24 protein-coding genes are annotated in these 23897 nt (G+C 64.5%); 12 read left to right on the plus strand and 12 right to left on the minus strand.

The features are described from left to right. Nucleotides 1-17: 17 nt before the first annotated feature. The 7 genes from WCJ41_RS08930 to WCJ41_RS08960 all read left to right on the plus strand — a co-directional run bounded on the left by WCJ41_RS08930 (nucleotide 18) and on the right by WCJ41_RS08960 (nucleotide 6594). Nucleotides 18-848 (plus strand): FAD binding domain-containing protein, encoded by an 831-nt coding sequence (locus WCJ41_RS08930; RefSeq protein WP_336905502.1) that lies wholly within the window; start codon nucleotides 18-20, stop codon nucleotides 846-848. Then, the gene (locus tag WCJ41_RS08935; RefSeq protein ID WP_336905503.1) at nucleotides 845-3574 is read left to right on the plus strand and encodes a molybdopterin cofactor-binding domain-containing protein; all 2730 of its coding nucleotides are present in this window, start codon (nucleotides 845-847) and stop codon (nucleotides 3572-3574) included. The genes WCJ41_RS08930 and WCJ41_RS08935 overlap by 4 nt, the downstream gene beginning before the upstream one ends. After that, on the plus strand, nucleotides 3571-4443 hold the full coding sequence (locus WCJ41_RS08940) for a UPF0280 family protein (RefSeq protein WP_336905504.1): 873 nt from the start codon (nucleotides 3571-3573) through the stop codon (nucleotides 4441-4443). Before WCJ41_RS08935 ends, WCJ41_RS08940 begins: the two co-directional genes overlap by 4 nt. Continuing rightward, nucleotides 4403-4987: an amino acid synthesis family protein gene (locus tag WCJ41_RS08945; RefSeq protein ID WP_336905505.1), complete on the plus strand. Its 585-nt coding sequence runs from the start codon at nucleotides 4403-4405 to the stop codon at nucleotides 4985-4987. The genes WCJ41_RS08940 and WCJ41_RS08945 overlap by 41 nt, the downstream gene beginning before the upstream one ends. Further along, nucleotides 4984-5589: an amino acid synthesis family protein gene (locus tag WCJ41_RS08950; RefSeq protein ID WP_336905506.1), complete on the plus strand. Its 606-nt coding sequence runs from the start codon at nucleotides 4984-4986 to the stop codon at nucleotides 5587-5589. Before WCJ41_RS08945 ends, WCJ41_RS08950 begins: the two co-directional genes overlap by 4 nt. A 177-nt stretch (nucleotides 5590-5766) precedes the next feature. Then, the gene (locus WCJ41_RS08955) at nucleotides 5767-5898 is read left to right on the plus strand and encodes a hypothetical protein (RefSeq protein ID WP_336905507.1); all 132 of its coding nucleotides are present in this window, start codon (nucleotides 5767-5769) and stop codon (nucleotides 5896-5898) included. Between the two features lie 18 nt (nucleotides 5899-5916). After that, on the plus strand, nucleotides 5917-6594 hold the full coding sequence (locus WCJ41_RS08960; protein WP_336905508.1) for a hypothetical protein: 678 nt from the start codon (nucleotides 5917-5919) through the stop codon (nucleotides 6592-6594). Here the strand turns inward: WCJ41_RS08960 and WCJ41_RS08965 are convergent. Further along, entirely contained in the window at nucleotides 6591-6893 is a 303-nt protein-coding gene (locus WCJ41_RS08965; RefSeq protein WP_336905509.1) for a hypothetical protein, read from the minus strand. The two genes, WCJ41_RS08960 and WCJ41_RS08965, sit on opposite strands and share 4 nt — an antisense overlap. 448 nt (nucleotides 6894-7341) lie before the next feature. Here WCJ41_RS08965 and WCJ41_RS08970 point away from each other — a divergent pair, with 448 nt between their 5' ends. Next, nucleotides 7342-8223 (plus strand): helix-turn-helix transcriptional regulator, encoded by an 882-nt coding sequence (locus tag WCJ41_RS08970; RefSeq protein WP_336905510.1) that lies wholly within the window; start codon nucleotides 7342-7344, stop codon nucleotides 8221-8223. Here the strand turns inward: WCJ41_RS08970 and WCJ41_RS08975 are convergent. After that, nucleotides 8220-8522 (minus strand): hypothetical protein, encoded by a 303-nt coding sequence (locus WCJ41_RS08975; protein WP_336905509.1) that lies wholly within the window; start codon nucleotides 8520-8522, stop codon nucleotides 8220-8222. The genes WCJ41_RS08970 and WCJ41_RS08975 overlap by 4 nt on opposite strands. A 239-nt stretch (nucleotides 8523-8761) precedes the next feature. Then, nucleotides 8762-9499, minus strand: coding sequence for a type 1 glutamine amidotransferase (locus WCJ41_RS08980; RefSeq protein WP_336905511.1), 738 nt, complete (start codon nucleotides 9497-9499; stop codon nucleotides 8762-8764). A gap of 126 nt (nucleotides 9500-9625) precedes the next feature. On the opposite strand from WCJ41_RS08980, the gene WCJ41_RS08985 reads away from it, so the two are divergent. From WCJ41_RS08985 to WCJ41_RS08995, 3 genes are read left to right on the plus strand one after another with little or no spacing between them, the layout of a single operon-like run. Continuing rightward, nucleotides 9626-10858: an MFS transporter gene (locus WCJ41_RS08985; protein WP_336905512.1), complete on the plus strand. Its 1233-nt coding sequence runs from the start codon at nucleotides 9626-9628 to the stop codon at nucleotides 10856-10858. Continuing rightward, nucleotides 10855-11832, plus strand: a complete 978-nt coding sequence (locus WCJ41_RS08990) for an asparaginase (RefSeq protein WP_336905513.1) — start codon at nucleotides 10855-10857, stop codon at nucleotides 11830-11832. Before WCJ41_RS08985 ends, WCJ41_RS08990 begins: the two co-directional genes overlap by 4 nt. 52 nt (nucleotides 11833-11884) lie before the next feature. After that, the gene (locus WCJ41_RS08995) at nucleotides 11885-12832 is read left to right on the plus strand and encodes an endonuclease/exonuclease/phosphatase family protein (protein ID WP_336905514.1); all 948 of its coding nucleotides are present in this window, start codon (nucleotides 11885-11887) and stop codon (nucleotides 12830-12832) included. A 111-nt stretch (nucleotides 12833-12943) separates the two neighbouring features. On the opposite strand, the gene scpA is transcribed toward WCJ41_RS08995, so the two are convergent. The 3 genes from scpA to WCJ41_RS09010 all read right to left on the minus strand — a co-directional run bounded on the left by scpA (nucleotide 12944) and on the right by WCJ41_RS09010 (nucleotide 16770). Continuing rightward, on the minus strand, nucleotides 12944-15094 hold the full coding sequence (gene scpA / locus WCJ41_RS09000) for a methylmalonyl-CoA mutase (RefSeq protein ID WP_336905515.1): 2151 nt from the start codon (nucleotides 15092-15094) through the stop codon (nucleotides 12944-12946). Beyond that, entirely contained in the window at nucleotides 15091-16290 is a 1200-nt protein-coding gene (locus WCJ41_RS09005) for a methylmalonyl-CoA mutase family protein (protein ID WP_336905516.1), read from the minus strand. The genes scpA and WCJ41_RS09005 overlap by 4 nt, the downstream gene beginning before the upstream one ends. Nucleotides 16291-16374: 84 nt before the next feature. Next, nucleotides 16375-16770, minus strand: coding sequence for a DUF2267 domain-containing protein (locus tag WCJ41_RS09010; RefSeq protein ID WP_336905517.1), 396 nt, complete (start codon nucleotides 16768-16770; stop codon nucleotides 16375-16377). Nucleotides 16771-16861: 91 nt separating this feature from the next. On the opposite strand from WCJ41_RS09010, the gene WCJ41_RS09015 reads away from it, so the two are divergent. Continuing rightward, nucleotides 16862-18340 carry a helicase HerA-like C-terminal domain-containing protein gene (locus tag WCJ41_RS09015; RefSeq protein WP_336905518.1) on the plus strand — a complete coding sequence of 493 codons (1479 nt, stop codon included), beginning with the start codon at nucleotides 16862-16864 and terminating at the stop codon, nucleotides 18338-18340. Between the two features lie 121 nt (nucleotides 18341-18461). Here the strand turns inward: WCJ41_RS09015 and WCJ41_RS09020 are convergent, their stop codons facing one another. The 6 genes from WCJ41_RS09020 to WCJ41_RS09045 form a co-directional block, all read right to left on the minus strand. Then, entirely contained in the window at nucleotides 18462-19472 is a 1011-nt protein-coding gene (locus WCJ41_RS09020; protein WP_336905519.1) for a succinylglutamate desuccinylase/aspartoacylase family protein, read from the minus strand. Beyond that, nucleotides 19469-20374, minus strand: coding sequence for a 30S ribosomal protein S6--L-glutamate ligase (rimK, locus tag WCJ41_RS09025; protein WP_336905520.1), 906 nt, complete (start codon nucleotides 20372-20374; stop codon nucleotides 19469-19471). Before rimK ends, WCJ41_RS09020 begins: the two co-directional genes overlap by 4 nt. Next, on the minus strand, nucleotides 20371-20823 hold the full coding sequence (locus WCJ41_RS09030) for a RimK/LysX family protein (protein WP_336905521.1): 453 nt from the start codon (nucleotides 20821-20823) through the stop codon (nucleotides 20371-20373). Before WCJ41_RS09030 ends, rimK begins: the two co-directional genes overlap by 4 nt. A 28-nt stretch (nucleotides 20824-20851) precedes the next feature. After that, nucleotides 20852-22132, minus strand: coding sequence for a 3,4-dihydroxy-2-butanone-4-phosphate synthase (ribB, locus tag WCJ41_RS09035; protein WP_336905522.1), 1281 nt, complete (start codon nucleotides 22130-22132; stop codon nucleotides 20852-20854). Between the two features lie 49 nt (nucleotides 22133-22181). Then, nucleotides 22182-23231 carry a dipeptidase gene (locus WCJ41_RS09040; protein WP_336905525.1) on the minus strand — a complete coding sequence of 350 codons (1050 nt, stop codon included), beginning with the start codon at nucleotides 23229-23231 and terminating at the stop codon, nucleotides 22182-22184. 66 nt (nucleotides 23232-23297) lie between these two features. After that, nucleotides 23298-23897 (minus strand): superoxide dismutase (locus WCJ41_RS09045; RefSeq protein ID WP_336905523.1); only part of this gene is annotated, 600 nt, incomplete at its 5' end.

A 23897-nucleotide genomic window follows, 5' to 3' on the forward strand; every position in this document is an offset into this window, starting at 1 on the left:
GCAAAGGAAATCCCGGCGTGTATGCCCGGCCGAGAACCATCGAGGAAGCAACCCGCGCCATGGCCGCCGAAGGTGCGCTGGCGGTCAGCGGCGGCACGGATATCTACCCGGCGCATGTTGGCAAGCCACTGGCGCGCCCCCTGGTTGATCTTTCCCGCGTCGAAGGCCTGCGCGGCATCACCGAAACGGCGGATGTCATCCGCTTCGGCGCTGCCACGACCTGGACTGACATCCTGCGCGCTACGCTTTCCCCCGCCTTCGACGGCCTCAAGGCGGCGGCGCGCGAGGTGGGCTCCATCCAGATCCAGAACCGCGGCACCATCGCCGGCAACCTGTGCAATGCCTCGCCCGCGGCGGATGGCGTGCCGCCATTGCTGAGCCTCGATGCCAGCGTCGAACTCGCCTCGCCCACAGGGCTGCGCCTGCTGCCACTATCGTCCTTCATCACCGGCTATCGCCGCACCGCGCTGCGCCCAGGCGAGATCGTGACGGCGGTGCTGGTGCCGAGCCCGGCGCCCGCTGCGCGCTCCGCCTTCGTGAAGCTGGGTGCCCGGCGCTATCTCGTGATCTCCATCCTCATGGCTGCGGCGGTCGTCGAGAAGGATGCGCAGGGCCGCATCGCGCGCGCGGCCGTGGCGGTTGGTGCGGCCTCGCCTGTGGCGCAACGCCTGCCCGAGCTTGAAAGTGATTTGCGCGGCCTTGCCGGAAAACCATCCGCCATCGTCGCCGCGCGCCACCTCGCAGGCCTGTCGCCCATCGATGATGTGCGCGCCAGTGCGACCTACCGGCTGGAGGCCGCACGCTCGGCTGTCGGAGAGGCGCTGGACCTTGCAGCGGGGTTCGCGTGATTTCCTTTGAACTCAACGGCACGGCCGTCCGCTGCGAAGCCGCCCCGGCGACGCGCCTCAGCGAGGTGCTGCGCACCGATCTCGGGCAGAAGGGCACCAAGAGCGGCTGCGACGCGGGCGACTGCGGCGCCTGCACGGTATTGATCGATGGCGAGGTCGCCTGTGCCTGCATGGTTCCCGCCGCACAGGCGGAAGGCACGCACGTCACCACGGTCGAGGGCCTCAAGGCCTCTCACAAGGGTGCTCTGCTGCAGCAGGCCTTCCTGGCGCGCGGTGCTGCGCAGTGCGGTATCTGCACGCCCGGCATGCTGGTTGCGGCCGTTGCCCTTCTGGAGCGTGAAGCGAAGCCGACGCGCGCGATGATCGAGGATGCACTTGGCGGCGTGCTCTGCCGCTGCACCGGCTATGCCAAGATCATCGACGCAGTCGAAGATGCGGCAAGCGGCAGCATTCATCTCGAGGCCATGCCGGAGCAGGGCCGCGCCGTGGGCGCGCGCATTGCGCGGCTTGACGGCGTCCCGAAGGTCGACGGCACGGAAGCCTATGGCGCCGATGCCATCCCGGCGGATGCGCTGTGGATGAAGGCCATCCGCTCACCGCATCATCGCGCCTCCTTCCGCTTCGGCGATATTGCAGGATTCATCTCCGCGCATCCGGGCCTCCAGCGCGTGCTGACCGCGCAAGACATTCCCGGCCGCAACATCTTCGGCGTCATCCCGCCCTTCGCCGACCAGCCGGTCTTCGCCGAGGGCGAGGCACGCTTCCGTGGCGAGGCCGTTGCGGCGGTGGTGGGCGAGCGTGCCGCCATCGAGGCTCTCGATCTCTCCACCTTCCCCGTAACGTGGGAGGAACGCGCACCCGTCCTCACCATCGCGGCAGCACTCGACCCGGCAGCGCCACAGCTGCATGAAAAGCGGCCCGGCAACATCCTCGTGCGCGGCCATGTCGAGACGGGTGACGTGCCGATGGCACTGGCTTTGGGTGCAGTCTTGGTGGAAGGCACGTTCGAAACGGCCTTCGTCGAACACGCCTATATCGAACCGGAAGCGGGCTGGGCGCGGCGCGTGGGCGATCGCATCGAGATCACAGCCTCCACCCAGGCACCTTACATGGACCGTGACGACACCGCCGCCATCATGGGCCTGCCGCCGGAAGCGATCCGAATCATCCCCTCCGCCTGCGGCGGCGGCTTCGGCTCCAAGCTCGATCTTTCGGTGCAGCCCTATGTGGCGCTTGCCGCATGGGTGACGGGTCGTCCCGCCGCCATGGTCTACACGCGGCCTGAATCGCTGCAGTCCACCACCAAGCGCCACCCGGCCATCATGCGGTCGCGCATGGCGGCCACGAAGGACGGCAAGCTGCTCGCCATGGATTTCGAGGGCGACTTCAACACCGGCGCTTATTCCTCCTGGGGCCCGACGGTGGCCAACCGCGTGCCGGTGCATGCCTCGGGTCCTTACGTGGTGCCGAACTACCGCGCCAACACGCGCGCCGTGCTCACCCACTGCGTGCCATCCGGTGCGTTCCGTGGCTTCGGCGTACCACAGACCGTGGTGGCACAGGAGCAGATGCTCGACATGCTGGCGCACAAGCTCGGTCTCGACGCGCTCGACTTCCGCATCCACAATGCACTGACCGACACGACACCCACCGTCACGGGGCAAGTGATGGGCGATGGCGTCGGCATCCGCGACTGCTTCGAGGCACTGAAGCCGCAGTGGCAGCAATTGCGCCGCGCGGCGGCGGCGTTCAATGCGACGAGCGAACGTTTCAAGCGCGGTGTCGGTGTCGCGGGCATGTTCTATGGCTGCGGCAACACCTCGCTCCCCAACCCCTCCACCATCCGCTTCGGCTTGAAGCCCGATGGCCGCCTGTCGCTGCACCAGGGTGCCGTCGACATCGGGCAGGGCGCCAACACCGTGATCACGCAGATCGCCGCGGATGCGCTGGGCCTGCCGCTGTCGCTGATCGATCTCGTCTCGGCGGATACAGACCTCACACCCGATTGCGGCAAGACCTCCGCCTCGCGCCAGACCTTCGTCACCGGCACCGCCGCCGAGCGTGCAGGCCGCGCGCTGCGCCAGAAGCTGCTCAGGCTCGCCAATGCGGGCGAGGGGGCGACACTGTCGCTCGACAACGGAAGGCTTGTCGTGCGCGAGGACACTGTCGTCCGCACCATCGATCTCGCAAGCCTGCCGCGTGATGGCTTCGGCTATGTGCAATGCGCGGAAGAAACCTTCGATCCGCCGACGGCACCGCTCGATGCCAATGGCCAGGGCATTCCCTATGCCGTCTATGGCTATGGCGCGCATCTGGCCGAGGTCGAGGTTGATACCAGGCTTGGCTGCGTGCAGGTGCTGCGCATCGTGGCGGCGCATGACGTGGGGCGTGCCATCAACCCCATCCTCGTCGAGGGCCAGATCGAGGGCGGTGTCGCCCAGGGCATCGGCATGGCGCTGATGGAAGAGTTCACCCCGGGGCGCGGCGAGAACCTGCATGACTATCTCATCCCGACGATCGGCGACGTGCCGCCCATCGAGTCCATCCTCATCGAGCGCGCATCCTCCGCGGGGCCCTTTGGTGCCAAGGGCATCGGCGAACAGGCGCTGATCCCCACGGCCCCCGCCATCCTCAACGCCATCCACCACGCCACGGGTGCCCGCATCACGCAGATCCCGGCCACGCCTGAACGTGTGCTGCAAGCGATCAAGGCACGTGTCCCATGACCCGCGTTCAGGCGCGCATGCTGCCCGATGGCCGCAGGCTGCACCTGAATGATGGTCCCATTGACCTGATCATCGGCGCGGAAGGTGATGCGGCAGAGGTGGGCCGCGCCTATGCCGCAGTGCATGCCCGCTTCGCCACCGTGCTCGATGAACTCACGGCCGAACTGCCGTTGCTCCGCAGGCGCGTGGAGGCGGAACCGCAGGGTGCGGTGGCGCGGCGCATGTGGCGCGCCACGGAGCCTTTGGGTCGCCACGCCTTCATCACGCCCATGGCGGCGGTGGCGGGAAGCGTGGCAGAGGAAATGCTGTCGGCCATGCTCGCAGCAGCCCCGCTCACCCGCGCCTTCGTCAACAATGGCGGCGACATTGCGCTCCACCTCGCGCAGGGCCAGCACTATGATGTGGGCCTCGTTGACCGGCCGGACCGGCCCTCGCTGTTCTCCACCGCGCGCATAACCCCGGATGACCATGTGCACGGCATCGCCACCAGCGGCTGGCGCGGGCGCTCCTTCTCGCTCGGCATTGCCGATGCGGTGACGGTGCTGGCCGCGCGTGCCTCAATGGCCGATGCCGCCGCCACCCTCATCGCCAATGCGGTGAACCTGCCCGCCCACCCCGCGGTGACCCGCGTTCCGGCCGTCGATCTCCAGCCCGACAGCGACCTTGGCGAAAGGCCGGTCACCCGTGGCGTCGGGGCCTTGCACAGCAATGAAATTGCCGCCGCACTTGATGCTGGTGTAGCCTTCGCCAAGCTGCTGCTGGGCGAAAGGTGCATCACCGCCGTCGCACTGCACCTCGCGGGCCAGACCCGCACGCTTGGGAGGATCGATGCCGGAAGTCAAAGTCAGGAAATTCCTCGTCTCCGTTGAGGAGATCCATCATGAGGGTGGCCCTCCCGCTGCCGTGCCGCCGAAGCGCGGCGTGATCCTCGCCGTCGTCGAGAACCCCTATGCCGGGTCCTTCCACGACAACATCCTGCCCTTCATGGACGACCTGAAGCCGCTGGGCCTCGACATGGCGCGGCGCCTTCTGGCGGCACTGGGCGGCGACCCCAAATCCATCGAGGGCTATGGCAAGGGCTCCATCGTCGGCGAGGCGGGCGAACTCGAGCACGCCGCCCTCTGGCATGCGCCGGGCGGCTATTCGATGCGCGAGGTGCTGGGCGGCGCCAAGGCCATCGTGCCCTCCGCCAAGAAGGTGGGGGGCCCGGGCACCCGTCTCGACATTCCCGTCACCCACATCAACGCGTCCTACGTGAGGAGCCACTTCGACTCGGTCGAGGTCGGCATCACCGATGCGCCGCGCGCCAATGAGCTGGTGCTGGGGCTGGTCATGACAACAGGCCCGCGCGTTCACGCCCGGGCGGGCGGATTGGCCGTGGCCGACGTCAAGGGAGAGGATGGACTGCGATGAAGGCGAAGATCCGCAAGATCATGACCGTGGTGGACGAGACGCTGACCGAGCAGGGTCAATCGGTCTCACCACCCATCCGCCGCGCCGCGGCGATCGCCGTCATCGCCAACCCCTTCGCCGGAAAATTTCAGGAAGACCTCTCTGAGCTCATCGACGTCGGCGAGGAACTGGGCCAGTTGCTGGCGGAGCGCGCGGTTGCTGCTTTGAATGCATCGGGCAACAACGAAAGTGGCAACGGCGGCAACGTCGAAAGCTACGGCAAGGCAGCCGCCGTGGGTGAAAACGGCGAGCTCGAGCATGCCGCCGCGCTCCTCCATCCGAAGCTCGGCGCGCCCTTCCGCAAGGTGCTGGGCAAGGGTGCTGCCCTCATCCCGTCCTCCAAGAAGCGCGGCGGCATGGGCGTGGCGCTGGACATTCCGCTGGGCCACAAGGACGCCGCCTTCGTTCGGAGTCACTTCGACGGCATGGAAGTGCGCGTCCCGGATGCGCCGCGCGCTAACGAAATCGTGATCGCCGTTGCCGTCACCACCGGCGGCCGCCCCCTGCCGCGCGTCGGCGGCCTGCAAGTCTCTGAAATAAAAGGTGAAGACGGGTTGCGTTGACGCTGCTTCCTATCAAATATTTTTCCACAGCAGCCAGCGGTGTCCTGGATTGATTAGTATCGATTGCAGGTCGCGACGTAACTTAAGCGGGAGATAGTGAAAAAATTAGAATAATTTTTCCACAAGGGACGACTCATGCAGAGAGCTGCAGAGAAATTTAGTAAAGATTTGAAAGGCTTGGTTCTGGCCCGGGGCACCATTGTCCAGGCCTGCAAGCACACCGGCATCAACCGTCAGCAGTTCAACAAATACCTCGCGGGCCAGATCATGCCCGGGGCCCGCACCATGCGGAAGATCTGCAGCTACTGAGGTGTCAGCGAAGAGCGATTGATTTCGGGCTGGCTCACGCCAGCAACCGGGGAACACCGCCCGGTCCCGACAGAAATCGATTTTGGCTTCGCGGCATCGACGTCGATTCCGCCGCACCAGGCCTTGCTGGGCAATGGTTCCTATCGCGCCTACTTCCCCGTCCGCAATCACCCGAATCTCGTGGCGCGATGGCTCGTGCACATCACGAACGGCCCCAACGGGACGCAGGTCCACACCTGCCGCAACCGTTTCCGCAACGGCGCAGTCATGGGTTACGCCGCCGACCGCATCAGATATCGCGGCCCGGTGGCCTATGGTCCGGATGAGGCGAGCCTGATCGGCACTGCGCGAACGCCGCGACCCATGCACGGCAATATCTTCGTCAAGCTCCAGCCTGTGGTGGGCCAAGATTATTTCCCGGCAATGGTTCTCACAAGCCGCGCAGAGGTTCCATTGGCCCTGTCTGGCGTCATGCACTTCCTCGGTGCTGATTGCACGGCTCACCGTGCCTTGTCCGGCATGGGCATTGTGAGCCTTGACGACCCGGCGGCCGACGCCGTCATCGTTGATTTGATGCGGGCCAAGCCCGCAGCGGGCACCAATTGGATGCAGTCGATTACAGAAAAGAACCTCCGAGCTGAGATCGAAGGTTCCAATCTTCCCAAGATCATGGCGTTTCGCCGTCTCCCGGCCTAGGCGCGGCGGCGGGCGGGCTCGGGCTCAAGCCCGTGCTTGCTGCACCCATGCGTATAGGCCTCGTAGTAGGCACTCTCGATCATCCACACGAGGGCCGAATGGCCTGATCGCATCGCCGCGATGCGAAGCTTGCGCATCTGATCGGCAATGAAGCGCGCGGTCTCCGCCGGGTGAAGGCGGTTGGTTCCCATGGCCTCCGGGTCGAAGGATTTTCCCCACATCAGTTCAAGGCGTGTTCTGGTTGTTGCCGCGTCCAGCACATCCTTGTCGGCACGGTTTTTCGAAGTCACGTTCGTCATGTGTTTACGTTTCCCCATTTTATCACAGAGGTTGTTTTAGCTATCGTCAGCCACACCTCTGGTAGACATGAGGCTATTGCAAACAACATGAAATTCAAATTTCTCAGTTTCGCGAAGCGTAAAGTTTGTTTTCCATGCGCGCGTTTGCGAAAGTATTTGTGTCTAGCTGATTGGGAGAAATACTGAAAAGAACGCAATAGAACCTTTCGATTTCGCAGACTGAGGGGGGGCCGCCAGGCCGCCACGTTGCCACGCGAAGGCGGGCTCAAGGTCTCCGAGATCAAGCGTGAGAACGCGCTGCATTGATTGACGTAAGGGAATGCCGAAGGATATCAACAAATTTCTAACTGGAATTGTTGCGTCACGGTGATTCTGATGCCATTTTCGATTGTAATAATATCGTAATTTTACCTATGACTGCGGGCGCCATTTACACGGGGTTAAGGCCATGTCTGCGACTGCCTTTTCGAAGGAATTGCGTGAACATTGTATGAGGGTTGGGTCGATTGCCCGTGTCTGCAAGGGGACGGGCATCAATCGCCAACAGTTCAACAAGTATCTCGCGGGGCAAATGCTCCCGAGCGCCCGCAACATGTGGAAGATCTGCGACTATCTTGGCGTGAGCGTGGAACACCTCATGGCGGACCAAGCGACAGAACCTCCCGGCGAGAATTTTATTTTCAACTCAGAAATCGATTTTAGTGCCATTCGCTCCAGCTTTGGAGGGCTCCATGCCCAGCGGCAATCGGTGCAGGGCGTCTTGCAGAACGGTTTCTATTACAATTTCCTTCCGGTCCTCGGACACCCGAACCTTCTGGAGCCGTGGCTCGTCCATGTCATGAACCGTCCAGGGGGCGGGCAAATTCAGACTTGCCGCAACTCTTTCCACAATGCAGACACCATGGGCCATACCGCCAACCACGTCCGGCATGGCGGCCCGGTCGTTTATGGCCCGAGCGGGGCAAGCCTGATCGGCTCCGCCCAAGCGTCGAGGCTCCTGCGCGGCATCACGTTCGTCAACCTTCAACCGATGGCAGGCCCTGATTGCTTCTCCACGATGTTCCTGACCTGCCGCCCCGATGGCCCGCTCGCAGTATCAGGGGTCATGAAATTCCTGGGTGCTGGCTGCACCGTGCGAAGTGCCCTGGCCGGACTGGGGATCATCGGTCTCGACAGTCCAACACTTGACCCGGTTATTGCCCAGTTGATGCGTGCCAAGCCCGCAGCGGGCACCAACTCGATGCAGTCGATTACAGAAAAGAACCTCCAGGCAGGGCCTAAAGGTTCTGATCTTCCCAAGTTCGTATCGTTTCGCCGTCTCCCGGCCTAGGCGCGGCGGCGGGCGGGCTCGGGCTCAAGCCCGTGCTTGCTGCACCCATGCGTATAGGCCTCGTAGTAGGCACTCTCGATCATCCACACGAGGGCCGAATGGCCTGATCGCATCGCCGCGATGCGAAGCTTGCGCATCTGATCGGCAATGAAGCGCGCGGTCTCCGCCGGGTGAAGGCGGTTGGTTCCCATGGCCTCCGGGTCGAAGGATTTTCCCCACATCAGTTCAAGGCGTGTTCTGGTTGTTGCCGCGTCCAGCACATCCTTGTCGGCACGGTTTTTCGAAGTCACGTTCGTCATGTGTTTACGTTTCCCCATTTTATCACAAGGGTTTGCTGCCGCTGTCGTCGGGCCCGCCTTTGGTGTGCGTGGGGATGCTATAAAACAACCTATAGTGTAAATTTCTTAGTCGAGCGACGGGTGGCAATTGTTATACCTACGCCAGCCTGCGAAGCCGTTTCTCTTGCAATCTCAAAGAAATATGATGAAATTCTGCGCAAATTCTGCCTGTTAAACAGGCATTCAGTGCCGAGATGCGCTCAAGCCGCCTTGCGCAGGTTGCGGCGGGACGCCAGCAGATTGTCGAACATGGCGCGACTCACCCGTTCTGTTCGCGTCAACTGCAGTCGGGACTGATTCTTGACGCGGCTGTAAGCGCCCGGGCCCACGGCCTGGTCCAGCCATTCGAGGTACTGCGGGATCTGCGCCCAGCGGTCGATCAGCGCTGGGGTCAGCTCGCCGTGGAACTGCGTTGCCATGATCTCGCGGCCGACCGACATGATCTGAACGGGGCTCACAGCGGAGGAGGCGAGCACTTCCGCACCGGCCGGAAGCTTGGTCACTTCGGCGTGGTGCCACTGCATGATCTTGAAGGTGGAGGGCAGGCCGCGCGTCAGCGGGTGAGCATGGCCCAGCGCGTTGAGTTCCACCTTGCCGAAGCCGACCTCGGCCGCGCGGGCGAGGCCAACTTCGCCGCCCAATGCCACGGCCAGCAGCTGCAGCCCGAGGCAGACGCCAATGTAGGGGCGGTTGCGCTGGAGGGTCCATTCGCGGATGGCGGCGATCTCGTCTTTCAGCCACGGGTGGGCGTCCGTCTCCCACACGTCCATGGCGCCGCCCATGACCAGCAGAAAATCATAAGGGGCGAGCGACGGAATCGCCTCACCCCTGTGCAGCATCACCACATCGAGCTCCGCGCCTTGCTCGGCAAGGAAGCGGCCGAACAGGCCGGGCGGTTCGTCATCCATGTGCTGGAAGGCAAGGGCGCGACGGATCACGGGCAAGGTCCTTCGAAGAGGTGATGGCGTTGTGAAGGCGCGCACATAAGCAATCCTGCGCGATACACAAGCGCTTTTTTTCCCAGCGTTGCCTTAACACCGGATTACGACGAGAGTGTTGCAGTCATGACACTGCTTCGCCTCGTCTTCTCCGCCCTGCTGCCCTTCGCGGCCGGCTATTTCATGTCCTACCTGCTGCGTGCGGTGAACGCCGTGGTGGCGCCGGACCTCGTCAAGGACCTCGGCCTCACGCCGGGCGAACTGGGCCTGCTCACGGCGGCCTATCTCGGCGCCTTCGCGCTGTTCCAGTTGCCGCTGGGCGTGCTGCTGGACCGGTATGGCCCGCGCAAGGTGCAGGCCGGGCTCCTCAGCGTGGCGGCCGCGGGTTGCGTGGGCTTTGCCTTCGCGCCGGACTTCCTCGGCCTCTTTGCCGCCCGCGCGGTGATCGGCCTTGGCTTCTCGGCCGGGCTGATGGCCAGCTACAAGTCCTCCGCCACCTGGGTTCCGGCCGAGCGCCGCTCGCTCGCCAACACGGCGATCATGTCCATGGGCGCGCTCGGCGTGGTGGTGGCGACGGAGCCCACCGAATGGCTGGTCGGCCTCATCGGCTGGCGCAACGCCTTCCTGGTCTTCGCCGGGCTGATCCTGCTCGCCGCCGGCCTCATCCTTGCAGCAGCGCCACGCAAGGACACGCTCACCACGCCTGCGCCGCTGAAGCAGCAGTTCGGCCAGATGATCGCCATCATGAAGACGCCGCTGTTCTGGCGCATCGCACCGCTCCTCGGCCTCACCTCCGGTGTGCAGATCGGCATCCAGACACTATGGGCCGGCCCCTGGCTGCGCGACGTGATGGGCTTCTCGCGCGAGCAGGTGGCCCACCACCTGCTGTTCATGGCGGTGGCCTTCATGGTGGGCATCCTGTCGGTGGGCGTCATCGCTGATCGGCTGGCGCGGCGCGGCATCGGTCCGATGCAGGTGATGCTGGGCTTCAACCTGCTCTACTTCATGGCGCAGGCGGTGATCGTGCTGCGGGTGGAGGGGCTGATGTTTCCGGCATGGCTCTTCGTTGCCGCCTTCGGGCAGGTGGCGGTGCTGGCCTTCCCGTGGTTCGCCGCGCACATCGGCAAGGAAGTGGCGGGCCGCGCAAACGCCACGATCAATTTCACCATGTTCGTTGCGGCCTTCGCCTCGCAATACCTGGTGGGCCTCATCATCGGGCTGTTCCCGGCGAGCGGGACGGGCTACAGCCCGCAAGGCTACAGCTGGGCCATCGGCATCTTCCTCGCCGCCCAGCTGCTGGCCTATGGATGGTACCTCGCGGCCTCGCCGCACAGGAAGATTGTGGAGACGCGTGCATGAACAACCCCGTGATCGCCGAAGTCACCCGTGGCGACATCATCGAGAGCCGGCATCGCGGCGCCTATGCCGTGGTGGACCGGGCGGGCCACGTGGTGGCCGCCGAGGGTGGCATCGCGGCGCCCGTCTATCCGCGCTCGGCGATCAAGGCCTTCCAGTGCCTGCCAGTGATCGAGAGTGGTGCGGCGGACCATTTCGGCTTCACCGACGAAGAGATCGCGCTGTGCTGCTCCTCGCACAATGGCGAACCCGAGCATGTGCGCGTGGCGCGCGCCATGCTGGCCAAGGGCGGCAATGCCGAGAACCTCTATGAATGCGGCGCCCACTGGCCCTATTTCGAGGAGGCGCGCTTTGATCTCGTGCGCCACAACCAGCCCTGTGCGGCCGTGCACAACAACTGCTCGGGCAAGCACGCCGGCATGCTGGCGCTGGCCCGCCAGTTGAAAGCCGACCCGCACGGCTATGTGAAGCTGGACCATCCGGTGCAGCAGGCCATCGCGAGGCGCATCGGCGAACTCTGCGACATCGACCTATCGCAGCAGCCTGTCGGCATCGACGGCTGCTCGGTGCCCACCTGGGCCATTCCGCTGAAGAACCTGGCCCTTGCCTTCGCGCGCTTCTCGGACCCGGACGACGCCGCTGCCCGCCGCATCACCGAGGCGGTGCGCAAGCATCCCTTCATGGTGGCAGGCACGGGTGACTTCGACACCCTCATCATGGAAGCCGTGCCGCGCCTGTTCATCAAGACTGGTGCCGAGGGCGTCTACTGCGCCTGTATCCCGCATGCCGGCCTCGGCATCGCGCTCAAGGTTGACGACGGCGCGGGGCGTGCCGCCGAAGTCGGCATCGCCGCCGTCCTTGCGGGTCTCGACGTGTGGACGCCGGAAGAGAAAGCCACGCTGGAGCGCTTCCGTCACCACGACCTCGCCAACTGGCGCAAGATCGAGGTGGGCGAGGTGCGGGGCTTGCGGTTGTAAACCGACCGTCACATAGTGTCCCCAAGGTTGTGCATCAGCTTGGGGGACCACCATGAAACGTTCGCTGCTTGCCGCTCTTCTTGTCGCTGCCGGTGCCACTGCGGCCCAGGCAACCGACCTCACTGTCATGAGCTTCAACGTCTGGGGCGGTGGTGCCAATGAGCAGAAGCCGGTGGATGAGACGGTGGCGGTCATCAAGGCCGTGAACCCCGACATCATCGGCATTCAGGAAACGCGGCTGGAGAGTGATCCCTGCACCGCCGACGTTTGCCCGGCAGTCGGCGACAGCGTTGCCCCCAAGCTCGCAGCAGCGCTTGGCTACCACTATTATGACCAGACCAAGCAGAACGATGCGCTGTGGGCCAATGCCATCTTGAGCCGCTATCCGATCGGCAAGGCCACGCCCAATGACACGGGCGTCGAGATCATGGTCGACGGCCGCAAGGTGCAGGTGTTCAACATCCACCTCGATGACTCGCCCTACCAACCATACCAGCTGCTCGGCATCGAATATGGTGATGCGCCTTTCCTGAAGACGGCGGATGAGGCGGTGAAGACCGCCGAGGCGACCCGCGGCCCCGCCCTGAAGCTGCTGTTCGATGACATGGCGGCAGCAGGCGAGGCGGACGCCGCCTTCGTGTTCGGCGACTTCAACGAGCCGTCGCACCGCGACTGGACCGACTCTGCGGTGAAGGCCGGTCTGCAGCCGCTGGTCGTGCCGTTCCCGACGGTCAAGGCCATCGAGGACAAGGGCTTCGTGGACACGTTCCGCGCAATCTATCCGGACGCGGGCGCCAAGCCCGGCATGACATGGACGCCCACCAGCGAACCCACCGCCAAGGACGACCACCACGACCGCATCGACTTCGCGCTTGCCCGCGCCAAGGACCTGCAGGTGATCTCCGCCGGCATCGTCGGCGAGAAGGCACCCGAGGCCGACATCGTGGTGACGCCGTGGCCCAGCGACCACCGCGCCACCATGGCGAAGGTGAAATTCTGATCGCCGCACACCTCATCATCGCCATGCTTGACCCGGCGATTCTTTTCCGTGGACGCAAAAAGGATGCCCGGGTCGAGCCCGGGCATGATGAGTTAAGTGGCTACCTTTAGCTCACTCCGCCGCGCGCTGGGCGTAGCCGAGCTTCTGGTTCAGCCTTTCGAGAAGTGACAGGGCCGCATCGGGGATCACGGTGCCCGGCGGGAACACGGCAGCGGCACCCATGTCGATGAGCGTCTGCACGTCTTCCGGCGGAATGACGCCGCCGACCACGATCATGATGTCGGAGCGGCCGGCCTTGTCGAGCGCGGCCTTCAAGAGCGGCACCAGCGTCAGATGGCCTGCCGTCAGCGTCGAGACGCCCACCGCATGGGCCCTCTCCTTCACGGCCTGCTCCGCCACTTCTTCCGGGGTTGCGAAGAGCGGGCCGATCACCACGTCGAAGCCCATGTCGGTGAAGGCCGAGGCGATCACCTTCTGGCCGCGGTCATGGCCGTCCTGGCCGACCTTGGCGACAAGGATCTTCGGCGCGCGGCCGTCCGACTCCTTGAAGGCCGCCACGGCATGCTGGACCTGCTCGATCTTGTGCTTGTCGCGCGGGGTGGCGGCATAAACACCCTTCATGGCGCGGATCGCCGGGGTGTGGCGGTTGAACACCTTCTCGAGTGCGAGCGAGATTTCACCCACTGTCGCCTTGGCGCGTGCGGCATCGATGGCGGCGGCGAGCAGGTTGCCCTGGCCGGTGCGGGCCACCTCGGTGAGCTTCGCGAGCAGGCCTTGCGTCTCGGCCTCGTTCCTCTCGGCGCGCAGGCGCTGCAGCTTCTCGATTTGGGCAGCGCGCACGGCGGAATTGTCCACCTTCAGGATGTCGATCTTCTCATCCGTTGCCACCTGGTACTTGTTGACGCCGATCACCGCCTGTTCGCCGGTGTCGATGCGGGCCTGCGTCCTTGCTGCGGCTTCCTCGATGCGCGATTTCGGGATGCCGGCCTCGATGGCCTTGGCCATGCCGCCCATCGCCTCGATCTCCTCGATGTGCTTCCAGGCCTTCTGCGCGAGGTCCATCGTGAGGCGCTCGACGAAATAGCTGCCGCCCCACGGGTCGATCACCTTGGCTGTGCCTGCCTCCTGTTGCAGGAAGAGCTGCGTGTTGCGCGCAATGCGGGCCGAGAAGTCGGTGGGCAGTGCGAGTGCTTCATCGAGCGAGTTCGTATGCAGCGACTGCGTGCCGCCTTGCGTCGCGGCCATCGCCTCGATGCAGGTGCGCGTGACGTTGTTGAACACGTCCTGCGCGGCGAGGCTCCAGCCGCTCGTCTGGCAATGGGTGCGCAGGTTGAGCGAGCGTTCGTCCTTGGGGTCGAAGCGCTTGATCAGCTTGGCCCAGATCATGCGGGCCGCGCGCATCTTCGCGACTTCCATGAAGAAGTTCATGCCGATGGCCCAGAAGAAGGAGAGTCTCGGCGCGAACTTGTCGATCGGCATGCCGGCGTCCACCCCGGCCTTGGCATATTCCAGGCCGTCGGCCAGCGTGTAGGCAAGCTCGAGGTCCGCCGTCGCTCCGGCCTCCTGCATGTGATAGCCGGAGATCGAGATCGAGTTGAACTTCGGCATCCTTTCGGATGTGTATCTGAAGATGTCCGAGACGATCTTCATCGATGCAGGCGGCGGGTAGATGAAGGTGTTGCGGACCATGAACTCCTTGAGGATGTCATTCTGGATGGTGCCAGCCAGCTTCTCCGGCGGCACGCCCTGTTCCTCGCCCGCCACGATGTAGAGCGCCATGATCGGCAGCACGGCACCGTTCATCGTCATCGACACCGTCATCTGGTCGAGCGGAATGCCGTCGAACAGCGTGCGCATGTCGTAAATCGAGTCGATGGCAACACCCGCCATGCCGACGTCACCTGCCACGCGCGGGTGGTCCGAATCATAGCCGCGATGCGTGGCGAGGTCGAATGCGATGGACAGGCCCATCTGACCGGCCGCGAGGTTGCGGCGGTAGAAGGCGTTGGAATCCTCCGCCGTGGAGAAGCCCGCGTATTGGCGGATGGTCCAGGGCTGGGTCGTGTACATGGTGGGGTAGGGACCGCGCAGGTAGGGCAATGCGCCCGGCCACGTGTTGAGGAAGTCGATGCCCTTCATGTCCTCCGGGCCATAGGCGCACTTCACGTGCAGGCCTTCGGGCGTCAGCCAGTCCTGTGCTGCACAACCGTCGACGTGGGAGGTCTCGAGCGCAACCTGCGCAAAGTTCGGGATGCGGCTCATGACAGGGCCTCCGTCTCGGGGGCAAATTCGTCGCGCAGCGGATAGGCGGTGGTGCCAATGACTGGCAGGCCTGCCGTTGAAGACGGGTTGGGTGCGGGCCAGTCACCAGCCTCTGCCGCCTGGAACACTTTCCAGGCCGCTTCGCACAGGCCCTGCGTATAGGTCTCGATGTAGCCCGCACCCGAGGCCGGATCGGCGACGCGCCACAGGTTCGATTCCTCCGCCAGCACGTTCTGCACATTGCGGGCAACACGGCGGGCAAAAGCATTGGGCAACCCTTGCGCCAGCGAGAAGGGCAGCACGGTGATCGAGTCCGCCCCGCCCAGCCCTGCGCCGAACACGGCGGTGGTGGCGCGCAGGATGTTGGTGTGCGGGTCCTTCACGGCCATCATCCGCCATGAGGTTTCGGCATGAAGGCGCAAGGGCGCATCGGGAAGCCCCGCCGCCTGCAGCACGCGCCGCCACAGCAGGCGTATGGCGCGGAACTTGGCGAGTGTCGCGAACATGTCCTGGTTCGCCGCCAGGGTGATGCCGACAGACCGCACGAGGTGGACGTCGTTCAGTCTCTCGAGCGAGCGCAGCGTGGCCACGGCGGTCGCCAGCGTGGCACCCAGCTCCTGCGCCTCGGTGGCACCCTGCTCGTGCCAGCTGCGGCCGTCGGCTTCCATGTAGGGACCGGTATAGCCGCGCCGGGCGAGCTCCGCCGCGTCGGCGGGATTGGTCAGCGCGAATGAGGCGTTGAGGCGCTCGGGGTCGATGGGCTGCGTGGCGATCAGTTCGGCCAGCGCCATGGAGGCACTGCCCTCGACGCGAAGCGCCACGGCGTGAAGGTGAACGCCCTGCAGCACGCGCGCCAGCAGCGAGGGATCGATTCCATAGCCGCGTGCGGTAGCCGAATCTTTCATCACCAGCACGAGGCCGGTGGCGCCATTGGCAAGGTCGTCAAGCGCCAGTCCATTGGCGCGCGCCGCATCCGGGTGGTCGACGCGCTGGTGCAGCGTCCACGGCACCTGCGTGGCCCGTGCCGCGCGGGGGCCGGCCAGCTGGCCGTAAAGCGGTTCGAGCCTGATTCCGTCGGCCGATGAATGGACCAGCTTCTCCTCGAAGGAGGCGCCTTTCAGCACCGCCTCGACGCGCTTCATCCAGTCGGCCCGGCCAAGCGCCGGGAACTCGGAGGCCAGCTTCAGATCACTCATGTCAAACCCAGTCTTTTGCAACTGCGAAAACACTAGCGAAGACAGGGGGCCGCCGCAAACCGCCCTTGGTCTAATCGGGATGGGTCAGACGTAGCCGGAAAGGCCCGGAATGGAGCCAGCGACCTCTTTCAACAGCTGCGGGCCTGCCTGCTCCTTGGCATAGTCCACCGTGGCGGTGCCCAGCGCCTTGATCTGGTCCATGGACAGGCCTGCGGCAGAGAGTTTCGAGATGGCGGCCAGGGGGCCACCCATCATGCCGCCGGCCAGCATGCCGAGCAGCCCACCGCCGCCATAACCTGCCCCGTCGCCGCCCTGGGATTGCGCAAGCTCCGCCGCGCCGGGCAGCTTGTCGAACAGCTCCTGCACCTTGTTCTGGTTTCCTTGGGTCTTGATCAGGTTCAGCATGATGCCGAGGCCCTTCTCGGCCTTTTCGGGGCTCAGCCCGCTTGCCGTCACGATACGGTCTATCAGCTCCTGCATGCTCTGAAATCCTGCTCACTCTCGTTGCGAAACCCGGCCGCTTATAGCAAGAAAGGGTTGTTCAAAGCGAATTTTCCGGGGGTCCGCGACCATGTCCGATTCGACAATCTTCATCGGCCAGAGCGCCAAGCGCGAGGAGCTGTTCCTCGCCATGGCCAACCGCCACGGCCTGGTCACGGGCGCCACCGGCACCGGCAAGACGGTGACGCTGCAGATCCTGGCGGAGGGCTTCTGCGATGCGGGTGTGCCCGTCTTCGCGGCGGACGTGAAGGGCGATCTCTCCGGTATCGCCATGGAAGGCGAGCCCAAGGACGCGCTGATCGAGCGCGCCAAGTCCATGGGCTTTGACGACTACGGCTTCGAGGCCATCCCCACCATCTTCTGGGACCTGTTCGGCCAGCAGGGCCACCCGATCCGCACCACCATCTCGGACATGGGCCCCCTCATGCTGTCGCGCCTCATGGGGCTGACGGATGCGCAGGAAGGTGCTCTCAACATCGCCTTCAAGCTGGCCGACAAGGAAGGCCTCGCCCTTCTCGACCTCAAGGACCTGCGCGCGCTGCTGAAGGATTTGGGCGACCGCGGCAAGGAGCTCACCACCGAATACGGCAACCTCGCCGCGCCCACCATCGGGGCCATCCAGCGCCGCCTGGTGGTGCTGGAGGAGCAGGGCGGCAACAACTTCTTCGGCGAACCCGCACTCGACATCCATGACCTGATGCGCACCACGCCGGCCGGCAAGGGCTACATGAACGTGCTCGCCGCCGACAAGCTCATCAACTCGCCGCAGCTCTATGCCACCTTCCTCCTGTGGATGATGTCGGAACTGTTCGAGCGCATGCCGGAACTGGGCGACCCCGAAAAGCCGAAGATGGTGTTCTTCTTCGACGAGGCGCATCTCCTGTTCTCCGAGGCGCCCCCCGGACTCGTGCAGAAGATCGAGCAGACGGTGAAGCTGATCCGCTCCAAGGGCATCGGCATCTATTTCGTGACGCAGAACCCGCTGGATGTGCCTGAAAGCGTGCTCGCCCAGATGGGTAACCGCGTGCAACACGCACTGCGCGCCTATACCCCGCGCGAGCAGAAGGCGGTGGCCACCGCCGCCTCGACCTTCCGGTCCAACCCCGCCTTCAAGACGGAAGAGGCGATCACCCAGCTCGGCAAGGGCGAAGCACTGGTCTCCGTGCTGGACCTCAAGGGCGTGCCCACCATGGTGGAACGCACCATAGTGCGTCCGCCGTCATCCCGCATGGGCCCGATCACGCCCGAAGAGCGCCAGAAGATCATCAAGAACTCGCCGGTCTATGGCTCCTACGAGGAGAGCGAGGACCGCGAGTCGGCCTATGAGATACTGACGAAGCGCGCCGAGGAGCGCGGCGTGGCGGCCGAGCAGGAAAAGGTCGACAAGGCCGCGCAGAAGGAGGCCGACCAGCAGGCGCGCGCCCAGTCCCGCACGTCGGGCCGCGAGACCGCCACCGACCGCTTCGTCAAGAACATGGCCAGCACCGCAGGGCGGCAGATCGGCAACATCATCATCCGCGGAATACTGGGCGGGATGAAGTGGAAGTAGGTTGCCAGAACGACACGCTACCTTCTCTCATCATGGCCGGGCTTGACCCGGCCATCTCTTTCAGTGGCCGCGAAAAGGATGCGCGGGTCAAGCCCGCGCATGATGAGTGGTGAGTGCGGAGCTAGATGATCTCGTCCTCGTCCGCCAGCGCCACCGCTTCGCCCGGATGTTGATGAATGCTGGCCAGCGGCATGGCCCGCGCGATGTGGAACACCGCGTCGCCGCGGTTGACCAGCGGCAGGTTGGTACGGCCGACGATGATGCCGTCCCATTCGGAGAACAGCGGCAGCGATGTCTGACCCAGTGGATCAGCGACCACGCCCACCACTTCGCCCTTGCCGACGCGGTCGCCGATGCTGCGCGTGGTGTGGAGAATGCCGCTCTCTGGCGAGCGAACCCAGGAGCTGGCATCCGAAAATACCGTCTGCCCGACGGGCCGTGACGTTGGTTCCACCATACCGAGATGCGCCATGACGCGCAGCGTGCCGCGCACCGCTGCGTCGATTGCAAGTTCGTCGAAGCGCAATGCCTCGCCGCCCTCGTAAAGCAGAACCTTCACGCCCGCCTCGCCAGCGGAAAGCCGGAGAGAGCGCTCGCGCAGCTTGGAGATCAGGATCACCGGCGGCGCGAAGGCCTGCGCCATCCTGAGGAGTTCCGGTTCGTCCGGCGCCAATCGCACCTGCGGCAGGTTCGAGCGGTGGAGTGCTGCCGTGTGGAAGTCGACGCCATACCGGCTCTTCAGCACCACCTCGCGGAAGAAGATGTCGGCGACGAGGCTTGCCAGCGAGCCGCGGTCGGAGCCTGGGAAGCAACGGTTGAGGTCGCGCCGGTCCGGCATGTAGCGGGTGTGGTTGAGGAAGCCGAAGCTGTTGACGATGGGCACCGCCAGCAACGTGCCGCGCAGGGTTTGCAGCGCCGGATGGGTGAGGATGCGGCGAATGATTTCCACGCCCTGGATCTCGTCGCCATGGATGGCGCCGGACAGGAACATGGTGGGGCCGGCCGCCTCGCCGTGCACCACGTGCACTGGCAGTGTCACATGGGTGTGGTTCGACAGCGTGCTGACCGGCAAATCTACCGTGGCGCGCTGGCCCGGCTGCACGTCCACGTCGCCGAGATTGAAGGCGCTCATCCCTTGCCCCGGGTGCGGGTGCGGCCGGGCTTCGCATGGCGCTCGACGAAGCGGATGATGGTGCTGGCCACGTCCACGCCCGTCGCCTTTTCGATGCCTTCAAGGCCGGGAGAGGAGTTGACCTCGATCACCACTGGCCCATGGGACGAGCGCAGCATGTCGACGCCTGCCACGTTGAGGCCCATGGAGCGGGCGGCCTTCAGCGCAGTGGCCTTCTCCAGCGGCGTCAGCTCGATCATGTTGGCGGTGCCGCCGCGGTGCAGGTTGGAGCGGAAGTCGCCCTTGGCGCCTCGGCGCTCCATGGCCGCCACGATTGAGCGGCCGACCACGAAGACGCGGATGTCGCTGCCCTCCGCCTCCTTGATGAACTCCTGCACGAGGATCGCCACGTTGGCACCATGGAACGCCTCGACCACGGACTTCGCCGACTTGTGCGTCTCGCTCAGCACCACGCCGATCCCTTGCGTGCCCTCCAGCAGCTTGATGACGACGGGCGCGCCACCGACGATGTCAAGCAGGTCATCGGTGCGCTTTGAATCATGGGCAAAGGCGGTGACGGGAAGCCCCACGCCATCGCGCGACAGCAATTGCAGCGAGCGCAGCTTGTCACGCGATCGGCCGATGGCCACCGATTCATTCACCGGGTAGACGCCCATCATCTCGAACTGGCGCAGCACTGCGAGGCCATAGAAAGTGTGGGACGCCCCGATCCTCGGGATCACCGCATCGAAGCCCTCGAGCCTTTCACCCTGGAAGCGCAGCTCGGGCTTCTTGGACGTGATGTTCATGTAGCATTTGAGATAGTCGATCGGCACCATCTCGTGTCCGCGCTTCTGTGCCGTCTCGATCAGGCGCTGGTGGGAGTAGAGCTTTTGGTTTCGTGTGAGCAGTGCGATCTTCATGGTGCCTTGCGTTTCTTCGCGGACAGGATGTTGGTCTTCGTCGGGTGGACGAGAAAGTCATGGCCGATGCTGCTGCGGCCTATGAGCATGGCCACACCCATGTCGGTGCGGTCCGTGAGGGTGATTTCCATGCGCAGCGTGGTTGCCCCGATCTTCACGTCGGTCTCGACCACGGCGCGGGTTTCGATCTGGCCGTTGGAGCTTTTGACGCGGCGCAGGCCCTTCAGCGGAAGGCGGCAATGTTGGTGGCGCTTGGGTAGCGGCAGCACGAAGTTCACATGATGATCGTCGCGCTCGATGCTGGTGGCGTGCAGTGCTGCGGAGCGCGCGCCCGTGTCGATCTTGGCGGAGAAGGTGCCCACACCGAGTTGCGGCAGGCTCACTTTTTCGCGCCAGCCGATGATCACGGGCTCGTCGTCCTTTGCCTGTTTTGGTCGCGCCGTCTGCATGGCGCCAACTTATGCCGCGCCCGGGGCCTTAGTCGAGCTTGATCGTCTCGGCGATCTCGATGCCGAAGCCCGAGAGCCCCACATAGTGGCGGTTGGAGGATGAGATGAGGCGGATCGTGCTGACGTTGAGGTCGCGCAGGATCTGGGCACCCAGCCCCACGTCGCGCCAGGACTGCTGGCGCTGGGCCGCGCTGCCGGTCTTTTCCGCACCCGACAGCTGGCCTGCCGGAACGCCGGCGGCCCCTTCCTGCAGGTAGACGAGGATGCCGGAACCCTCGCGCTTGAATACCTCGAACACCTTGTTGAGCGTGGCGCGCGTGCCGAACACGTCCTCGATCACGTTCTCGCGGTGGAGCCGCACGGGAACGGCCTTGGCCGCCGAGATGTCGCCGAACACCAGCGCCAGCTGTTCCACCTGGTCGAACGGGGTAACGAAGGAATAGCCCCTGGCCTTGCCAATCACCGTTTCGACGTCGAACTGCGCGGTCTGCTCGACGAGGCGCTCGCGGCGCTGGCGATAGGCGATGAGGTCAGCCACCGAGATGATCTTGAAGCCATGCTCACGCGCGAAGGCGAAGTTCTGGGGCCCGCGCTTCACCGAGCCATCGTCGTTGACGAGTTCGCAGATGACGCCAGCAGGGTGGAGGCCCGCGAGCTTCACAAGGTCGACGGCGGCCTCCGTGTGGCCCGAGCGCATGAGGACGCCGCCGGACCTGGCGACCAACGGAAAGATGTGGCCGGGGCGCACGAAGTCATCGGCCACCACGTTGCGGTTGGCGAGCGCATGGCAGGTGGCCGCGCGCTCCTTGGCCGAGATGCCGGTTGTGAGGCCTTCCTTGTAGTCGATGGTGACGGTGAAGGCGGTGCCCATGGGCGCGTCGTTCAGCGCCACCATGGGGTCGAGCTTCAGGCGCTTGGCGTCTTCTGCGGTGATCGGCGTGCACACGATTCCGGAGGTGTGGCGCACCATGAAGGCCATCTGCTCGGCCGTGATCTTGGCGGCGGCGCCGATCAGGTCGCCCTCGTTCTCACGGTCGTCGTCGTCGACCACCACCACCATTTCACCGCCGGCAATTGCCTTGATCGCCTCTTCGACGAGGTCGAGCTTCTGTTCATTCGCCATGGTCTGGTCTCCAAAATCTTGCGCGCGCACCTTGTTGCCCGTGGTGGCGGCAATCCTGTTGGCCAGATCGAGCGAGGGGAGCGCCCCCGCCACAAGCTGCGAGACGCGGCCCTGGGTGATGCCCAGCCGCCGTGCCAGTTCGGATTGCGATGTGCCGCTATTAGCGAGCCACTCGGAAAATTTCATGATGAATTATTAGCACTGCTAATAATCGGGCGCAAACCCCTTCGCCGGGCTATTCGCCCCAGGTTTGCTCCAGAACCTTCATCCAGTTTTCGGAGCACAGCTTTTGGGCGAGCTTCTCGCCATAGCCGTGCGCGGCCATAGCCTCGACCAGACGGGGAAGTCCGGTCACGTCGCCGATCTGCGAGGGGATCCGGGCGCCATCGAAGTCGGAGCCGAGCCCCACGTGATCTTCGCCCGCCATCTTCATCAGGTGGTCGAGGTGGCGGAGCATGGTGTCCAAACCATTCTCGCTCTGCCAGCGGCCGTCGGCGCGCAGGAAACCGTTGGCGAAGTTGAGGCCGATCATGCCGCCCGACTTGCCGATGATCTTCAACTGATCGTCCGTGAGGTTGCGCGATGATGCGGACAGCGCATGTGCATTGGAATGGGTGGCGACGATGGGCGCCGTCGAATGCCGCGCCACGTCCCAGAAGCCCTTCTCGTTCAAATGCGAGACGTCGACCATGATCTTGAGTTCGTTGCAGCGGCGCACCAGCGCCTTGCCCGCCTCGGTGAGGCCGGGCCCGGTGTCGGGCGATGACGGGAACTTGAACGGCACGCCGTGTCCGAATGCATTGTCGCGGCTCCAGACGAGGCCGATGGAGCGGAGGCCCGCCTTGTGCAGCACATCGAGCGACTTCAGTTCAGGGTCGATGGCTTCCGCACCCTCGATGTGGAAGATCGCGGCGATCTTGCCTTGCGCCACGGCGTCGCGGATTTCGGCGGCGCTTCTGCACACCTTGAATCGGCCTTCCGAACGTTCCTCGATGCGGAACAGGATGGAGGCCATGCCGATTGTGGCGTTGAGTGCGCCGATCTGGCCCACCGTGTTGGCGGGCGGCGGGTTCATGTCCTCGTCGTCATCAAGGTCGGCGTCTTGGGGGCTCGGCGCGAAGATGGCGAAGAAGCCGCCCTGGAAGCCGCCCTTGATCATGCGCGGCAGGTCAAGGTGGCCGCCCTCATCGCCGTTCAGGAAATCGGCGATGGGGTCGGCCTGTTTCTTCATCCACAGGCGGAGCAGCACGTCGTTATGGCCGTCGAAGACTGGAACCAAGATCAGGCATCCTTCATGTGGAAACGGCCGGGCGAAACCCGGCCGTTCGTTGTCTCATAACCTCGCAGGCGATCACGCCTTGGAGAACATCTCGTCGACGTAGTCCCAGTTGACGAGATTGTCGACGAAGGCCTCGAGATACTTGGGGCGCAGGTTGCGGTAGTCGATGTAGTAGCTGTGCTCCCACACGTCGCAGCCGAGGATGGGCGAGGCGCCGTGCATCAGCGGGTTCTCGCCGTTCGCCGTCTTCATGATGACGAGCTTGCCGTCTTTCTTGGCGATCCACGCCCAGCCGGAGCCGAACTGGGTGACGCCGGCCTGGATGAAGTCGGTGCGCATCTTGTCATAGCCGCCGAGGTCGGCGTCGATGGCAGCCTGCAGCTTGGCGGGGATCTTCTTGCCGCCGCCGTTGGGCTTCATCCAGTTCCAGAAGTGCAGGTGGTTGTAGTGCTGGCCCACGTTGTTCACGAGGGGCGCGATCTTGTCGGCGAAGGCGATCTTGCAGATCTCCTCGATCGACTTGTCCGCCAGCGGGCTGTCCTTCAGCGCGGCGTTGCCGTTAGTCACGTAAGCCTGGTGGTGCTTGTCGTGGTGATACTCGAGCGTCTCCTTGGACATGTAGGGTCCGAGCGCGTCATAGGCATAGGGCAGGGCGGGCAGTTCGAGAGCCAT

Origin of the sequence: Aestuariivirga sp. (assembly GCF_037139295.1) — a bacterium.
Taxonomy (GTDB): Bacteria; Pseudomonadota; Alphaproteobacteria; order Rhizobiales; family Aestuariivirgaceae; genus Aestuariivirga.

Excerpts from the sequence above, each read along its gene's own strand:
- WCJ41_RS09020 (WP_336905519.1), bottom strand. The coding sequence starts at position 19,472 with ATGAGCGCCTTCAATCTCGGCGACGTGGACGTGCAGCCGGGCCAGCGC.
- WCJ41_RS08965 (WP_336905509.1), bottom strand. The coding sequence starts at position 6,893 with ATGACGAACGTGACTTCGAAAAACCGTGCCGACAAGGATGTGCTGGAC.
- WCJ41_RS08950 (WP_336905506.1), top strand. The coding sequence starts at position 4,984 with ATGAAGGCGAAGATCCGCAAGATCATGACCGTGGTGGACGAGACGCTG.
- WCJ41_RS08990 (WP_336905513.1), top strand. The coding sequence starts at position 10,855 with ATGAACAACCCCGTGATCGCCGAAGTCACCCGTGGCGACATCATCGAG.
- WCJ41_RS08940 (WP_336905504.1), top strand. The coding sequence starts at position 3,571 with ATGACCCGCGTTCAGGCGCGCATGCTGCCCGATGGCCGCAGGCTGCAC.
- WCJ41_RS09010 (WP_336905517.1), bottom strand. The coding sequence starts at position 16,770 with ATGCAGGAGCTGATAGACCGTATCGTGACGGCAAGCGGGCTGAGCCCC.
- WCJ41_RS08985 (WP_336905512.1), top strand. The coding sequence starts at position 9,626 with ATGACACTGCTTCGCCTCGTCTTCTCCGCCCTGCTGCCCTTCGCGGCC.
- WCJ41_RS09015 (WP_336905518.1), top strand. The coding sequence starts at position 16,862 with ATGTCCGATTCGACAATCTTCATCGGCCAGAGCGCCAAGCGCGAGGAG.
- WCJ41_RS08945 (WP_336905505.1), top strand. The coding sequence starts at position 4,403 with ATGCCGGAAGTCAAAGTCAGGAAATTCCTCGTCTCCGTTGAGGAGATC.
- WCJ41_RS08995 (WP_336905514.1), top strand. The coding sequence starts at position 11,885 with ATGAAACGTTCGCTGCTTGCCGCTCTTCTTGTCGCTGCCGGTGCCACT.
- ribB (WP_336905522.1), bottom strand. The coding sequence starts at position 22,132 with ATGAAATTTTCCGAGTGGCTCGCTAATAGCGGCACATCGCAATCCGAA.
- WCJ41_RS09030 (WP_336905521.1), bottom strand. The coding sequence starts at position 20,823 with ATGCAGACGGCGCGACCAAAACAGGCAAAGGACGACGAGCCCGTGATC.
- scpA (WP_336905515.1), bottom strand. The coding sequence starts at position 15,094 with ATGAGCCGCATCCCGAACTTTGCGCAGGTTGCGCTCGAGACCTCCCAC.
- WCJ41_RS08970 (WP_336905510.1), top strand. The coding sequence starts at position 7,342 with ATGTCTGCGACTGCCTTTTCGAAGGAATTGCGTGAACATTGTATGAGG.
- rimK (WP_336905520.1), bottom strand. The coding sequence starts at position 20,374 with ATGAAGATCGCACTGCTCACACGAAACCAAAAGCTCTACTCCCACCAG.
- WCJ41_RS09005 (WP_336905516.1), bottom strand. The coding sequence starts at position 16,290 with ATGAGTGATCTGAAGCTGGCCTCCGAGTTCCCGGCGCTTGGCCGGGCC.
- WCJ41_RS08975 (WP_336905509.1), bottom strand. The coding sequence starts at position 8,522 with ATGACGAACGTGACTTCGAAAAACCGTGCCGACAAGGATGTGCTGGAC.